The sequence below is a fragment of the Amycolatopsis sp. DG1A-15b genome, assembly GCF_030285645.1.
In the GTDB taxonomy this organism is placed as follows: domain Bacteria; phylum Actinomycetota; class Actinomycetes; order Mycobacteriales; family Pseudonocardiaceae; genus Amycolatopsis.
Genome location: NZ_CP127296.1, coordinates 10393053 through 10407650, shown reverse-complemented (window position 1 = coordinate 10407650; position 14598 = coordinate 10393053). Strand labels below are relative to the sequence as shown.

General features: G+C 70.8%; 10 protein-coding genes. 5 read left to right on the top strand and 5 right to left on the bottom strand.

Annotation, left to right across the window (positions count from 1 at the left end):
* Positions 1-73 precede the first annotated feature (73 nt).
* From QRY02_RS48530 to dnaE, 3 genes are all read right to left on the bottom strand, one after another.
* On the bottom strand, positions 74-1255 hold the full coding sequence (locus QRY02_RS48530) for a low temperature requirement protein A (protein WP_285989419.1): 1182 nt from the start codon (positions 1253-1255) through the stop codon (positions 74-76).
* 427 nt (positions 1256-1682) lie between these two features.
* Complete coding sequence (locus QRY02_RS48525; protein ID WP_285989418.1) at positions 1683-3152, bottom strand: MFS transporter; 1470 nt, start codon at positions 3150-3152, stop codon at positions 1683-1685.
* Positions 3153-3212: 60 nt separating this feature from the next.
* Positions 3213-6800 (bottom strand): DNA polymerase III subunit alpha, encoded by a 3588-nt coding sequence (dnaE, locus tag QRY02_RS48520; protein WP_285989417.1) that lies wholly within the window; start codon positions 6798-6800, stop codon positions 3213-3215.
* Positions 6801-7130: 330 nt separating this feature from the next.
* Here dnaE and QRY02_RS48515 point away from each other — a divergent pair, with 330 nt between their 5' ends.
* Genes QRY02_RS48515 through QRY02_RS48495 form a run of 5 tightly spaced genes read left to right on the top strand, consistent with a single transcriptional unit; the run spans position 7131 to position 13183 of the window.
* Complete coding sequence (locus tag QRY02_RS48515) at positions 7131-7778, top strand: FadR/GntR family transcriptional regulator (RefSeq protein ID WP_285994123.1); 648 nt, start codon at positions 7131-7133, stop codon at positions 7776-7778.
* Entirely contained in the window at positions 7775-9205 is a 1431-nt protein-coding gene (locus QRY02_RS48510) for an amino acid permease (protein ID WP_285989416.1), read from the top strand. The genes QRY02_RS48515 and QRY02_RS48510 overlap by 4 nt, the downstream gene beginning before the upstream one ends.
* On the top strand, positions 9202-10119 hold the full coding sequence (locus QRY02_RS48505) for an asparaginase (protein WP_285989415.1): 918 nt from the start codon (positions 9202-9204) through the stop codon (positions 10117-10119). Before QRY02_RS48510 ends, QRY02_RS48505 begins: the two co-directional genes overlap by 4 nt.
* Entirely contained in the window at positions 10116-11507 is a 1392-nt protein-coding gene (aspA, locus tag QRY02_RS48500; RefSeq protein ID WP_285989414.1) for an aspartate ammonia-lyase, read from the top strand. Before QRY02_RS48505 ends, aspA begins: the two co-directional genes overlap by 4 nt.
* Before the next feature lie 50 nt (positions 11508-11557).
* On the top strand, positions 11558-13183 hold the full coding sequence (locus QRY02_RS48495; protein ID WP_285989413.1) for a CocE/NonD family hydrolase: 1626 nt from the start codon (positions 11558-11560) through the stop codon (positions 13181-13183).
* A 12-nt stretch (positions 13184-13195) separates the two neighbouring features.
* Here QRY02_RS48495 and QRY02_RS48490 read toward each other — a convergent pair whose 3' ends face one another.
* Both QRY02_RS48490 and QRY02_RS48485 read right to left on the bottom strand, forming a co-directional pair.
* A complete protein-coding gene (locus QRY02_RS48490) occupies positions 13196-13954 on the bottom strand; it encodes a metallophosphoesterase (RefSeq protein WP_285989412.1) in 759 nt (252 codons plus the stop codon).
* Positions 13951-14577 carry a GntR family transcriptional regulator gene (locus QRY02_RS48485; RefSeq protein WP_285989411.1) on the bottom strand — a complete coding sequence of 209 codons (627 nt, stop codon included), beginning with the start codon at positions 14575-14577 and terminating at the stop codon, positions 13951-13953. Before QRY02_RS48485 ends, QRY02_RS48490 begins: the two co-directional genes overlap by 4 nt.
* Positions 14578-14598: the final 21 nt, after the last annotated feature.

Genomic DNA, 14598 nt, shown 5'->3' with positions numbered 1-14598 from the left:
TGCCCCCGAAACCCCCTTGCACAGGGGGGTCCCTTTTATCGCGCCAGGCCCGTGACCTGCACCGATATCACCGTCAGGCGGGCCGCGGCGACCCGTGGGTCGCAACGACCGTCAGCACCACCAAAGCGGCCGCGAGCCCGGCGGCCACGTGGATGGGCGCCGGGGTGAACGACGCCGCCACGACGAGCACCGCCGTCACCGGGAAACCGATGGCGATCGGCCGGCACTCGTTGGTCGGGCCGATGTGCAGCAGCCACACGCTCAGCAGGAAGACCGCGACCGGCACCGTGGTCGGCAACGCCGCGGCCACCCCGCCGAGGTGCAGCGTCCCCGTGTCGTAGGCGACCGCCACCTCGAGGCCGGCGCCGACGGCCGCCGCGGACGCGAAGATGAAGTAGTGGCCGTACCCCCAGCTCATCGACGTGAACATGCCCGGACGGCGGACGAGCCGCGCGTGGCCCGGCCGGTCGAAGTACAGCCACCACATGGAGAACACCAGGACGAGCGCGGCGACGGCCAGGGAGATCAGCGCGCCGAGGTGGCCGGCTTCGACCGTGCCCTCCTTGATCGCGTTGGTGGCGCTCAGGATCGTCTCGCCGAGCACGATCAGGGTGAACAGGCCGTACCGCTCGGCGATGTGGTGCGGGTGCCAGGCCGTCCCGCCGCTGCTCTCCGCCCACACCGGCACGGCGAGCTCGGCCGCCACGAGCACGACGAACGCCACGGCGCCCGCGGTCCCCGGCACCCACAGCCGCGCGATCCACAGCGACTGGACCACGACGATCCCCGCGGCGTAGCGCACCGCGGCCGGGCGGCACCCCGGGTCCGAGCGGGCCGCGCGCAGCCACTGGGCCACCATCGCCAGCCGCATCAGGACGTACCCGGCGACGATCAGGCGGAAGTCGCCCTCGAACGCGCCGGCCACCCCCGCCGCGATGGTCAGCCCGCCGGCGATCTGCACGAACGTCGCCAGCCGGTACGGGACGTCGTCGGTGTCGAACGCCGAGGCGAACCAGCTGAAGTTCAGCCAGCCCCACCAGATCGCGAAGAACACCATCGCGAACGACGTCACGCCGTGTGCGGCGTGCCCTTCCGCCAGCGCGTGGTGCAGCGCCGCCGCGGTCTGGCCGACGGCGACCACGAAACACAGGTCGAAGAGCAGTTCCAGGGGCGTCGCGACGCGGTGGTGTTCCCCGCGGTCGCGGGACCGCATCGGCCGGTACCAGACCTGGGTCCGCGACGGCTGCTCGGTCATCGGGGCTCCCCGCGTCGGCCTCGGAAGGACGCGATCATCCCAGCACGATCAGGGCGGGACCGGTGCGCACGACACGGGTGAAGAAGGCGGGCGGGCCCGGTTCCCCCTCACCCGGGCCCGCCCGCCGCCGTCACGCGCCGGCAGGCACCGATGGGCAGCCCTTCCGCGAGTGCCGGACGGTCCCCCGCGGACGCCGACACCCACTGGACGGAAGGTGACCGAGTGTGTCCATTCCCTCGAACTCCGGACGCCTCGATCGCTCAAACCGGTCACCCCATCCCCGGGTGGCCGACTGATTGCCACTGTCGGTAGCCGAAGCCGCGCAGTGAAGGCTCCATAAGATCTACCCGGTTGCTCTCCGTAGCACCAGTGTCTTTCCGCGCCCGTCACTCGGATGGAGCATCGCGAATCTGCGGAAAGTAGTCTCTCAACCCCGGTGGACGTCCGCAGCCGACGTCTCGGTCTCCCGGGCCTTCCGGTCCTCCTCGGACGCCCGGTGCCGCCGTGCCCGGAGCTCGGCGACCGCCAGGGCGAGCGCGCCACACGTCAGGACGGCCGCGCAGCCGAGCGCGACGGTGAGCGCCACGGGATAACCGCGGCCGAGGACCATGCCGAAGACCGACGCGAGCACGGCGGTGCCGATCGCGGTGCCGATCCGCTGCCCGGTCTGCAGCGCGCCGCCGGCGACCCCGGCCATCCGGACCGGCACGCACTCCAGCGTCAACGTCGTGTTCGGGGAGATCACCATCCCGCCGCCCACACCCGCGAACACCAGCGGCAACGCGAACGCCCACCCGGACGCCGACGGCGGGACCAGCTCGGCGAGCAGCGCGACGGCCAGCAGTCCGGCGGCGACCATGCCCAGCCCGGTGACGGTCAGCCGTCGGCCGAACCGGGGCACCAGCCGGCCGGCGACGGCGGCCGAGACCGCCGAACCGAGCGCGAACGGCGTCACCGACAGGCCCGACTGCAGCGGCGAGTAGCCGAGACCCTGCTGGAAGTACATCGCGAAGACCAGCCAGATCCCGGCGAACCCGCAGAAGTAGAGGGCGCCGACCGCCGCACCGGCGGCGTAGCCCGGGGTGCCGGTGAACAGGCGGGTGTCGAGCAGCGGGGACCGGCCGCGCCGGACCACCGAGTGCTCCCAGCGCACGAACGCGACCCCGAAGACGAGCGCGACGGCGAACAGCCACCACATGCGCGCGAGGCCGCCCTGGTCGGCGTCGACCACCGGGAGCAGCACGCCGAGGACGGTGACCGCGAGCAGCACGATGCCGACGAAGTCGATCTCCGAGGAGATCTTGAGCTGCTTCCTTTCGCTGCGTGGCAGCAGGCGCAGCGCGAGGACGAACGCGAGCACGCCGATCGGGACGTTGACGTAGAACACCCAGCGCCAGCCGTCCTGGCTGCCGAAGACGGCGATGATGAAGCCGCCGAGGATCGGGCCGACCGCCGTCGAGATCCCGACGACCGCGCCGAACATCCCGAACGCGCGGCCGCGCTCGGCGCCGCGGAAGAGGTCCTGGATCAGGCCGGTGTTCTGCGGGGTGAGCATGCCCGCCGCCACGCCCTGGGCCAGGCGGGCGAGCACCAGCGTGGTCTCGTTCGGGGCCGCGCCGGCCAGTGCGCTGGTGAGGACGAAGGCGGCGAGGGCGCCGAGGAACATGTTCCGGCGGCCGAACGCGTCCCCGAGGCGGCCGCCGGTGACCAGGACCAGGCCGAACGCGAGGGCGTACCCGGAGACGACCCAGCGGATCCCGCCGCTGCTCGCGTGCAGCCCCGACTGCATCGACGGGAGGGCGACGTTGACGATGCTGACGTCGAGCAGGCCCATGAACCCGGCCGTCAGCGAGACGGCAAGCGCCTTCCAGCGGCGGGGATCGGGTTCGTACGTCATCTCGTCCAGCAAACACGAAAGGCGGGATCCGCGCGCGTTGTGCGCACGGATCCCGGAGCATCACGTCGAAGCGGTGATGCCGCGGATGCCCTTGAGCTCGCCGATCAGCATGGAGCTGACCTTGACCGGGTAGTCGTACAGCGCGAAGACCGTCTGGTTCTTCCCCACCAGCTTGAGGTGCACCGGGGTCTCGCCCTTGTGCGCCAGCAGCGTGGACCGCAGCTCGCTCACCACCGACTGGTCGATCTTCTCCGCCGCCGCGAGCAGCACCAGCGGCGGCTCGTCGTCGCCGTTGCCGGTGCCGACCTCCGACAGGTCGAGCGTCGCCAAGCCGCCGCCGAAGATCGACATCTTGTCTTCGCGCCAGTTGACCCGGCCCTTGACCAGGACCGCGTTGTCCTCGATCAGCTCACTCGCGAAAAGCGCGTACGACTTCGGGAAGAACAGCACCTCGAGTGAGGCGTCCATGTCCTCGACCGTGCAGATCGCCCAGGGCTCGCCCTTCTTGTTGACCCGCCGCTCGAGCGAGGTGATCAGCCCGGAGATCACCAGCTCGCCTTCCTTCGGCGGATCGTTGAGGATGCTCGCGATCGGCTTCGGGGCGTGCTTGCGCAGGATCCGCTCGGCGCCGTCCAGCGGGTGCGCCGAGACGTACAGGCCGAGCATCTCGCGCTCGTAGGCGAGCAGCTGCTTGCGCGGGTACTCCTCCTCGCCGAACTTCAGGTGCGCGAGCGGGGACGACGACGGCGCCGCCTCCCCCTCGTCGCCCCCGAAGCCGAACAGGTCGAACTGGCCCATCGCCTCCTGGCGCTTGAGCGGGACGACGGCTTCGACCGCGTCCTCGTGGACCTGGATCATCGACAGCCGCGTGTGGCCGAGCGAGTCGAACCCGCCCGCCTTGATCAGCGACTCGATGACCCGCTTGTTGCAGGCCACGAGCTCGGACTTGTCGAGGAAGTCGGTGAAGGAGGCGTACTTGCCCTTCTCCTCGCGGGTCTTGATGATCGACTCGACGACGTTCGCACCGACGTTGCGGACCGCGCCGAGGCCGAAGCGGATGTCCTCGCCGACGGCCGCGAAGCGCAGGGCCGACTCGTTGACGTCCGGCGGCAGCACCTTGATGCCGAGCCGGCGGCACTCGGACAGGTAGATCGCCGACTTGTCCTTGTTGTCACCGACCGACGTGAGCAGGGCCGCCATGTACTCGGCCCGGAAATTCGCCTTGAGGTAGGCGGTCCAGTAGGAGATCAGGCCGTACGCGGCCGCGTGGCTCTTGTTGAACGCGTACCCGGCGAACGGGAGGATCGTGTCCCAGAGCGCCTTGATCGCCTCGGGCGAGAAGCCGCCGGGCCGCAGGTCACTGGCCCGCATGCCGGCTTCGAAGCCCTCGTACTCCTTGTCGAGGACTTCCTTCTTCTTCTTGCCCATCGCGCGGCGGAGCACGTCCGCGCGCCCCATCGTGTACCCGGCCACCTTCTGGCCGATGTGCATGATCTGCTCTTGGTACACGATCAGGCCGTACGTGTCGGCCAGGATCTCCCGCAGCGGCTCGTCGAGCTCCGGGTGGATCGGCTTGACCTTCTGCCGGTTGTTCTTCCGGTCGGCGTAGTCGTTGTGCGCGTTCATGCCCATCGGGCCGGGGCGGTACAGCGCGCCGACCGCGACGATGTCGTCGAACACCGTGGGCTCCATGCGGCGCAGCAGGTCGCGCATGGGGCCGCCGTCCAGCTGGAACACGCCGAGCGTGTCGCCGCGGGCCAGCAGCTTGTACGTCTCGGGGTCGTCGATCGCCAGGGTGTCGAGGTCGACGTCGACCCCGCGGTTGGCTTTGATGTTGTCGATCGCGTCACCGATGACGGTGAGGTTCCGCAGCCCGAGGAAGTCCATCTTCAGCAGGCCGATGGCCTCGCACGACGGGTAGTCCCAGCCGGTGATGATCGAGCCGTCGTCACGCTGCCACAGCGGGATCGCGTCGGTCAGCGGGTCGCAGGACATGATGACCGCGCAGGCGTGGACGCCGGCGTTGCGGATCAGGCCCTCGAGGCCGCGGGCGGTCTCGAAGATCGTCTTGCACTCGTCGTCGGTCTCGACGAGCGCGCGGACCTCGGCGGCCTCGCCGTAGCGCTCGTGCTTCGAGTCGACGATGCCCGAGAGCGGGATGTCCTTCGCCATGATCGGCGGCGGCAGCGCCTTGGAGATCTTGTCCGCGATCGCGTAGCCCGGCTGGCCGAAGTGGACGCGCGCGCTGTCCTTGATCGCGGCCTTCGTCTTGATCGTGCCGAAGGTGATGACCTGGGCGACCTTGTCCGCGCCGTACTTGTCGGTGGCGTACCGGATCATCTCGCCGCGCCGGCGGTCGTCGAAGTCGATGTCGATGTCGGGCATCGAGACGCGCTCGGGGTTCAGGAACCGCTCGAACAGCAGCTTCTGCGGGATCGGGTCCAGGTTGGTGATACCGAGGACGTACGCGACCAGCGAACCGGCGGCCGAACCACGGCCGGGGCCGACCCGGATGCCGACCTTGCGGGCGTAGCTGATGAGGTCGGCGACGATCAGGAAGTAGGCCGGGAAGCCCTTCCCGATGATGACGTCGAGCTCGATCTCGATGCGCTCGTTGTAGTACTCGTCCGGCACGCCGTCCGGGAAGCGCCACTTGAGGCCCCGCTGGACCTCTTCGCGCAGCCAGCCGCCCTGGTCGTACCCCTCCGGCACCTCGAAGAACGGCAGCCGGTCCTTGTGCGAGTAGACCTCTTCGTAGGACTCGACGCGCTCGGCGATCATCAGCGTCGTGTCGGCCGCGCCGGGGACCTCCTTGTCCCAGTACTCGCGCATCTCGGCGGCGGACTTGAGGTAGTAGCCGTCGCCGTCGAACTTGAACCGGGTCGGGTCGTTGAGGGTCTTGCCGGCCTGGACGCACAGCAGCGCCGAGTGCGTGTCCGCCTGGTCCTTGGTGACGTAGTGCGAGTCGTTGGTGGCGATCGGCTTGAGGTCGAGCAGGCGGCCGACCTCCAGCAGGCCCTCGCGGACCGACCGCTCGATCGGCAGGCCGTGGTCCATCAGCTCGAGGAAGAAGTTGTCCGCGCCGAAGATGTCCTTGTAGTCGGACGCGGCCTGGATCGCCGCCTCCTTCTGGCCCAGCCGCAGCCGGGTCTGCACCTCGCCCGACGGGCAGCCGGTGGTGGCGATGATGCCGGAGCTGTTCTCGGCGATCAGCTCGCGGTCCATCCGGGGCTTGCGGTAATAGCCCTGCATGCTGGCCAGCGAGGACAGCTTGAAGAGGTTCCGCAGGCCGGTGGCGTTCTGCGCGAGCATGGTCATGTGGGTGTACGCGCCGGCGCCCGAGACGTCGCCGCCCTCACCCAGTTCGTCGGAGCCGCGCTGGTTCGACTGGCCCCAGAAGACCGGCTTCTTGTGGAACCGCGACTCCGGCGCGATGTACGCCTCGATCCCGATGATCGGCTTGAGGCCGTGCTTCTTCGACTGCTGGTAGAACTCGTCGCCGCCGTACATGTTGCCGTGGTCGGTCATGCCGACGGCGGGCATGCCGAGGCGCGCCGCCTCCGCGAAGAGGGGAGCGATCTTCGCCGCACCGTCGAGCATCGAGTACTCGGTGTGGACGTGCAGGTGGACGAAGGAATCGTTCGACACCAGCGAAAACCTCCCCTAGGTGGATCGGACCGGCGCGCCCGGGTCTCCCACCCTATCCCGCGCTCACCGGGCTCGATTGTCCCCCTGGGCGGCGCCGGACGAGAGCACCGACGCGCTGCTCCTTCGGCGGAAACGATCACGACACGCGCCGCTGCCGGGTGGGCACGCGGCGCGGTCGGGCGGCCGCGTCGCGGTCGGTGAGGTGAGCCACACCCGCCGGAGTTCGCGTTGACACCGGCAGCGCCGGGACCGAGCATTCCCGCCATGAACCTGTCTGACAGCCAGACAGCCGGACAAGGTGGACAGGGTACTCCTCGCCGGGTGAGTGCCATGGAAGCCGTGCTGGCCCACCTGCGCGCCTCGATCGAGCGCGGCGAGTACGCCATCGGTGAGAAGCTCCCCTCCGAAGCGGCCCTGAGCAGGGAGTTCGAGGTCAGCAGGTCGGTACTCCGGGAAGCCCTCCGCGGCCTCCAGGCGCTCGGCATGACCGAGTCGAAGACCGGCAAGGGCACCTTCGTCACCGCCACCGGCCCGGCCGACAACCCGACCTTCGGGCCCTACTCGGCCCGCGACCTCATCGAGGTGCGCCGGCACGTCGAGATCCCCGTCGCCGGGTACGCGGCCGTGCGGCGCAGCCAGGACGACCTCGACCTGCTCGCCCACCTGCTCGACCGGATGGACGCCGAGACCGACAACACCGCCTGGGTCGCCCTCGACTCGCTCTTCCACATCACCATCGCCCAGGCCTCGGGCAACCCGGTGTTCGGGAAGGTGATCGAGGAGATCCGGGACGCGCTCGCCCGCCAGTCCGCCTTCCTCAACCAGCTCGGCGACCGGCGCCGCCAGTCGAACATCGAGCACCGGCAGATCGTCACCGCGATCGCGGACGGCTCGGAGACCGGCGCCGTCGAAGCCATGACGGCGCACCTGCAGCACGTCGAAGCCACTCTGACCAGCATCGTGAACGGGGACCAGTGACCGAACAGACCCTCACGGCCACCACCGCCGGCACCACGGACGCGGGCGACGCCGGGTACAGCAAGGCCCTGAAGTCCCGGCACGTCAACATGATCGCCATCGGCGGGGCGATCGGCACCGGCCTCTTCCTCGGCGCGGGCGGCCGGCTCGCCCAGGCCGGGCCGGCCCTGGCGATCGTCTACGGCGTCTGCGGGCTCTTCGCCTTCTTCGTCGTCCGCGCGCTCGGCGAGCTGATCCTGTACCGGCCCTCCAGCGGCGCCTTCGTCTCCTACGCCCGCGAGTTCATGGGCGAGAAGGGCGCGTACGTCGCCGGCTGGATGCACTTCCTGAACTGGTCGACCACCGGCATCGCCGACATCACGGCGATCGCGCTGTACGCGCACTTCTGGTCGTTCTTCTCCCCGATCCCGCAGTGGGTGCTCGCGCTGATCGCGCTCGCCGTCGTCCTCACGCTGAACATGGTGTCGGTGAAGCTGTTCGGCGAGATGGAGTTCTGGTTCGCCATCATCAAGGTCGCCGCGCTCGTGCTGTTCATGGTGATCGGCATCTTCCTGCTGGTGACGCAGACGCCGATCGACGGCGTCGCGGGCGGCCCGCAGCTGATCGCCGACCACGGCGGGATCTTCCCGTCCGGGCTGCTGCCGATGGTGCTGATCGTGCAGGGCGTGGTGTTCGCCTACGCGTCGGTCGAGCTGGTCGGCGTCGCCGCGGGCGAGACCGAGAACCCGGAGAAGATCATGCCGAAGGCGATCAACTCCATCATGTGGCGCATCCTGGTCTTCTACGTCGGCTCGGTCGTGCTGCTGGCGATGCTGCTGCCGTGGAGCTCCTACACCAAGGACCAGAGCCCGTTCGTCACCGTGCTCTCGCACCTGGGCGTGCCCGCGGCGGACAGCGTGATGAACCTCGTCGTGCTCACCGCGGCGCTGTCCAGCCTGAACTCCGGGCTGTACTCGACCGGCCGCATCCTGCGGTCGATGGCGGTCGCGGGCTCGGCACCGAAGTTCACCGGCGTGATGAACCGCAACCACGTGCCCTACGGCGGGATCCTGCTCACCGCGGCCGTCTGCGTGCTCGGCGTCGGGCTCAACTACCTGGTGCCGAAGGAGGCCTTCGACATCGTGCTGAACTTCGCCGCGATCGGCATCCTCGCCACCTGGGCCATCATCGTGCTCTGCCACCTGCTGTTCGTGCGCAAGGCGAAGCGCGACGGCCTCGAGCGGCCGTCGTTCCGGCTGCCGTTCTCGCCCTACACCGAGATCGCGACGCTGGTGTTCCTCGCCGCCGTCGTCGTCCTGATGGGCTTCGACGAAACCGGCCGGATCACCCTGCTGGCGCTGCCGGCGATCCTGATCGCCCTGGTCGTGGGCTGGTTCGGCGTGCGCAAGCGGATCGACATGCGCGCGTTCGACAAGGAGGGCCTGTGAGCCACGCACCCCTCGTCGAGCTGATCCGCGACGGCCTGGTCGAGGGCGTCCACCACGGCTCGGCCGTGGTGCTCGCCCCGGACGGCTCGACGCGGTTCGCCGCCGGGGACGTGGACACGCCGATGTACCCGCGATCGACGGCGAAGCCACTGCAGGCCACCGCGATGGCGCGGCTCGGGCTGCGCCTGTCCCCCGCCGGGTTCGCGATCGCCGCGGCCAGCCACTCGGGCGAGCCGATGCACCTCGACGCCGCGGTCGAGGTGCTCGGCGGACGCTCCCCCGGCCTGCTGGGCAACCCCGCGGACTTCCCGTTCGACCCGGTCGAGCGGGACCACTGGATCGCCGCGGGCCGGGCGCCGTCCCGGTTGGCGCACAACTGCTCCGGCAAGCACGCGGCGATGCTCGCGACCTGCGACCTCAACGGCTGGGCCACCGACGGCTACCTCGACCCGGCCCACCCGCTGCAGTGCGCGATCGCCGCCACCGTCGAGGACCTGACCGGCCGCGGCATCGCGCGGGTCGCGGTCGACGGCTGCGGCGCGCCGCTCTTCGCGACGACGCTGCGGGGGCTCGCGACGGCCGTGTCGAAGATCGCCACGGCCGCGCCCAGCACGCCGGACCACCTGGTCGCCGACGGGATCCGGCGGCACCCGGAGCTGGTCGGCGGCAGCCGCCGGGACGTCACCGCCGTCATGCGCGCGGTGCCCGGGCTGATCGCGAAGGACGGTTTCGAGGCCGTCCAGGTCGCCGCGCTGCCGGACGGCACGGCGATCGCGGTCAAGATCGCCGACGGCGGGGACCGGGCGCGGTACCCGGTGCTGGCCGCGCTGCTCGGGCTGTGCGGGGTGGCCGTCCCGCCCGGCCCGGAAAACCTCCGTTTCACCGGAAATCTGTCTGTGGGGAGCACGGTATGACCACCCGCCGCGAACACGACCTGCTGGGCGACAAGGACGTCCCCGCCGACGCGTACTGGGGCGTGCACACCGCCCGGGCGCGCGAAAACTTCCCGATCACCGGCACGACGATCGCCGCCTACCCGCACCTGATCGAGGCGCTGGCCTCGGTCAAGGAGGCCGCGGCCCGCGCCAACGCCGAGCTGGGCCTGCTCGCCCCCGGCATCGCGGAGGCGATCTGCGCGGCCTGCCGGGAAATCCGCGAAGGCGCGTTGCACGGCGAGTTCGTCGTCGACGTCATCCAGGGCGGTGCCGGGACGTCGACCAACATGAACGCCAACGAGGTGATCGCCAACCGCGCGCTCGAGCTGCTCGGGCACGCCAAGGGCGACTACCACGTCGTGCACCCCAACGAGCACGTCAACCTCTCGCAGTCGACGAACGACGCCTACCCGACCGCGGTGAACGTCGCGACGATCATCGCCGTGCGCGAGCTGTCCGAGTCGATGGTCGTGCTGGAGAAGGCGTTCGCGGCCAAGGCCGTCGAATTCCACGACGTGCTGAAGATGGGCCGCACGCAGCTGCAGGACGCCGTGCCGATGACGCTCGGCCAGGAGTTCGGCACCTACGCGGTGATGCTCGGTGAAGACCGGCAGCGGCTGGGCGAGGCCGTCGCGCTGCTGCACGAGATCAACCTCGGCGCGACCGCGATCGGCACCGGCCTCAACGCCGCGCCGGGCTACGCCGAGGCCGCCTGCCGCCACCTGCGCGAAATCACCGGGCTGCCGGTCGTCACCGCGGCGGACCTGGTGGAGGCCACCCAGGACTGCGGCGCGTTCGTGCACCTTTCGGGTGTCCTCAAGCGGATCGCGGTCAAGCTCTCCAAGAGCTGCAACGACCTGCGGCTGCTGTCCTCGGGCCCGCGCGCCGGGTTGAACGAGATCAACCTGCCGCCGGTGCAGGCCGGGTCCTCGATCATGCCCGGCAAGATCAACCCGGTGATCCCGGAGGTGGTCAACCAGGTCGCGTTCGAGGTGATCGGCAACGACGTCACCGTGACGATGGCCGCCGAAGCGGGGCAGCTGCAGCTCAACGCGTTCGAGCCGATCATCCTGCACTCGCTCTCGGAGAGCATCACGCACCTGGGCGCGGCCTGCCGGACCCTGGCTTCGAAGTGCGTTTCCGGGATCACCGCGAACGTCGACGTCATGCGCGCCTACGTCGAGAACTCGATCGGCCTGGTGACGGCGCTCAACCCGAGCATCGGCTACGCGGCCGCGACGGAGATCGCGAAGGAGGCCCTGGAAACCGGGCAAGGGGTCGCCGAGCTCGTCGTCGAAAAGGGCCTGATCCCGGCCGAAGAGCTGGCGAGGCTGCTGCGGCCGGAAACCCTCGCGCGCGCGAACTGAGGTACGGTCGGATCCGGAAGGACCTACTCCACTTCGGAAGGCGACCGCCCGTGCTGGACCGACTTGTCGACAAGCTGCTCGGACTCCCCCGCACCGAAGATCCCAAGCCGGTCGTGACGCACGACCTCGCCGTGCCGATGCCCGACGGCGTCACGCTGCTCGCCGACCGGTACGCCCCGGCCGGGACGACGTCGGCGCCGGTCGTCCTGATCCGCACGCCGTACGGGCGCAAGGGCCTGGCCTCGAAGCTCTTCGGCGAGACCTTCGCCCGGCACGGGCTGCAGACGGTCGTCCAGAGCACGCGCGGCTCGTTCGGCTCCGGCGGCGAGTTCCGGCCCTTCCACCTCGAACGCGAGGACGGGCTCGCCACCGCCGAGTGGCTGCGGGCCCAGCCGTGGTGCGACGGGAACCTCGGCATGGCCGGCGCCAGCTACCTCGGGCACACGCAGTGGGCGATCGGGCCGTACCTCGACCCGCCCCTGGCGGCGATGTGCCTCGGGGTGACGGCGTCGGAGTTCGTCTCGACGTTCTACCCGGGCGGGGTGCTCGCGGCGGACAACATGGTCTCGTGGGCGGCGATGATCGGCCGCCAGGAGGAACGCTTCGCCGCGCTGCCGAACCCGCGGCAGACGCGCAAGACCCGCCGGGCGATGGCGCACCTGCCGATCAGCGGCGCCGACATCGCCGCGATCGGGAAGCCGGTGCGGTTCCTCCAGGACGTCACCGAGCACTTCGCGCCCGACGACGGCTACTGGGCCATGTCCGACCACAGCGCGCGCGTGGCGGAGCTCGACGTCCCCGTGTCGATGGTCACCGGCTGGTACGACCTGTTCATCGGCTCGCAGCTGCGCGACTTCCGGCTCCTCGCCGACGCGGGCAAAGCGCCGCGGATCACGATCGGGCCGTGGGCGCACGGCGAGCCCGCGAGCATGGGCCCGATGATCCGCGACCAGCTCGGTTTCCTGCGCGCGCACCTGCTCGGCGACCGGACCCAGCTGCAGCGGGCCCCGGTCCGGCTGTTCCTCCAGGGCGCCGGGACGTGGCTGGACTTCGAGTCCTGGCCGCCGCCGTCGAAGGTGACCGAGGCGCACCTGCGGCCGATCGGCGGGCTCGGCGAGGTCGCGACCGACCCGGCGCTGCCGACGCCGTTCACCTACGACCCGGCCGATCCGACGCCCGCAGTCGGCGGCCCGCTGCTGACGGGCGAGTGGAAGCAGCGCGACAACCAGGAGGTCGAGGCCCGGCCGGACGTGCTGGTGTTCACCGGCGAGCCGCTGCCGTCGGACCTCGACGTCATCGGCGAAGTGTCGGCGACCGTGCACGTGCGCACCGAGCTGGGCCACGCCGACGTCTACGTCCGGCTGTGCGACGTCGACGCCGGCGGCGTCTCCCGCAACGTGACCGACGGAATCCTGCGGCTGCGCCCGGGCTTCCCCTCGGCGGATCCCGACGGGGTGGTGACCGCGGAGGTGACGCTCGACCCGACGGCGTACCGCTTCCGCCGGGGCCACCGCCTGCGCGTCCAGGTGGCGGGCGGCGCGTTCCCGCGGTTCGCCCGCAACCACGGCACGGGCGAGCCGGTCACCTCGGCGGTGACCGGCGAACCGAACCGCTTCGAGGTGTTCCACGACGCGGCGCGGCCGTCCCGGATCACGCTGCCGGTGTTCAGCAGCTGACAGCGGAGCCGGTCAGAGCGGGACCGTGCGGTGGTGGCTGGTCACCCGGCCGTCGTCGTGGAGGACGTGCAGCAGCAGGGCCGGCGGGCGGTCGTACTCCAGCGGGCCGCCTTCGGCCCACCCGCGGTCCGCGCCCGGCTCGACCGGCAGCAGCGAGCCCGAAACGACCCCCGGTGCGATGCGCAGCGGAACACCGGCGAAAGTCGTCGAGGCGCCCGTGTGCACGTGCCCGGCCAGCAGCGCCTTCACCCGCGGGTGCCGCTTCAGCACGGCCGCCAGCCGGTCTTCGCCGGCCTGCCGGATCGCGTCCACCAGCGGGACGCCGACCTCGACCGGCGGGTGGTGGAACGCGACGAACGCCGGGCCGTCGCCGCCGGAGAGGACGCCGTCGAGCCACGCCAGGGTCTCGCCGGCGAGGAATCCCGCGCCGCGGCCCGGGATCGTCGAGTCGCACAGCGCGAACAGCACGCCGCCGATCTCCTGCGCGAGGTCGATCGGGCCGTCGGACGGCGGCAGGTCGAGCAACCCCGTGCGGAAGGCCGCGCGCACGTCGTGGTTGCCCGGGCACACCAGCACCGGCGCCCGGTGCTTCAGCAGCTCGGCGGCGCGCGCGTACTCCGCGGCCGTGCCGTGGTCGGCGATGTCGCCGGTGACGACGACGGCGTCGATCGGCCGCGCAAGGCCGCCGAGGTAGCCCATCACCGCCGCCACGCGGTCTTCCGCCCGCGGCCCGCCGTCGAGGTGCAGGTCGCTCAGGTGCGCGATGATCATCTTTCGTCCTTCCCCAGGTACGCCAGTGCCTTGACCCAGTTGGCGACGAGCACCGCGGACGCGGCCGCCAGATCGCCGTCGCGCAGGGCCGCGGCGATGCGGCGGTGTTCCTCGATACTTTCCCCGGCGTGGCCGTGCCGGGCGAAGTACGCCGACTCGTAGCGCTTGAGCAGCGGCTTGGTCTGCTCGATCAGCCGCAGCAAGTGCGGGTTCGGGCAGCGCGACAGCAGCAGCGCGTGCCACCGGTCGTCCAATGCGGACAGTTCGCTGCCGTCCGCGAGGGCCATTTCGCCGGCGACGGCGTCGAGCGCGTCCGGCAGCCCGATCAGCTCGACCGGCGACGTCCAGCGCAGCGCGAGGGCTTCCAGCTCGGCCACCAGCGGGTAGAGCCGGCGCGCCTCGTCCGGGTCGAACGGCGGCACCAGGAACCCCCGGCCAGGCGCGGAGACCAGCAGGCCGCGGTCGGCGAGCCCGATCAGCGCCTCCCGCAGCGGCGTCCGGCTGACGCCGAGTTCGCGCGCCAGGTGCACCTCGTTGACGCGGGTCCCGGCCGCGAGCCGCCGGTCGAGCACGCGCGCGGTGATCTGCTCGATGAGGTCGCTGCGCAACGGGGTGCGGGCCATGCCGGGCAGTATTGCATACAA

Coding starts and splice junctions, on each gene's coding strand:
- QRY02_RS48530 (WP_285989419.1), bottom strand. CDS start 1,255: ATGACCGAGCAGCCGTCGCGGACCCAGGTCTGGTACCGGCCGATGCGG.
- QRY02_RS48525 (WP_285989418.1), bottom strand. CDS start 3,152: ATGACGTACGAACCCGATCCCCGCCGCTGGAAGGCGCTTGCCGTCTCG.
- QRY02_RS48515 (WP_285994123.1), top strand. CDS start 7,131: ATGGAAGCCGTGCTGGCCCACCTGCGCGCCTCGATCGAGCGCGGCGAG.
- aspA (WP_285989414.1), top strand. CDS start 10,116: ATGACCACCCGCCGCGAACACGACCTGCTGGGCGACAAGGACGTCCCC.
- QRY02_RS48490 (WP_285989412.1), bottom strand. CDS start 13,954: ATGATCATCGCGCACCTGAGCGACCTGCACCTCGACGGCGGGCCGCGG.
- QRY02_RS48485 (WP_285989411.1), bottom strand. CDS start 14,577: ATGGCCCGCACCCCGTTGCGCAGCGACCTCATCGAGCAGATCACCGCG.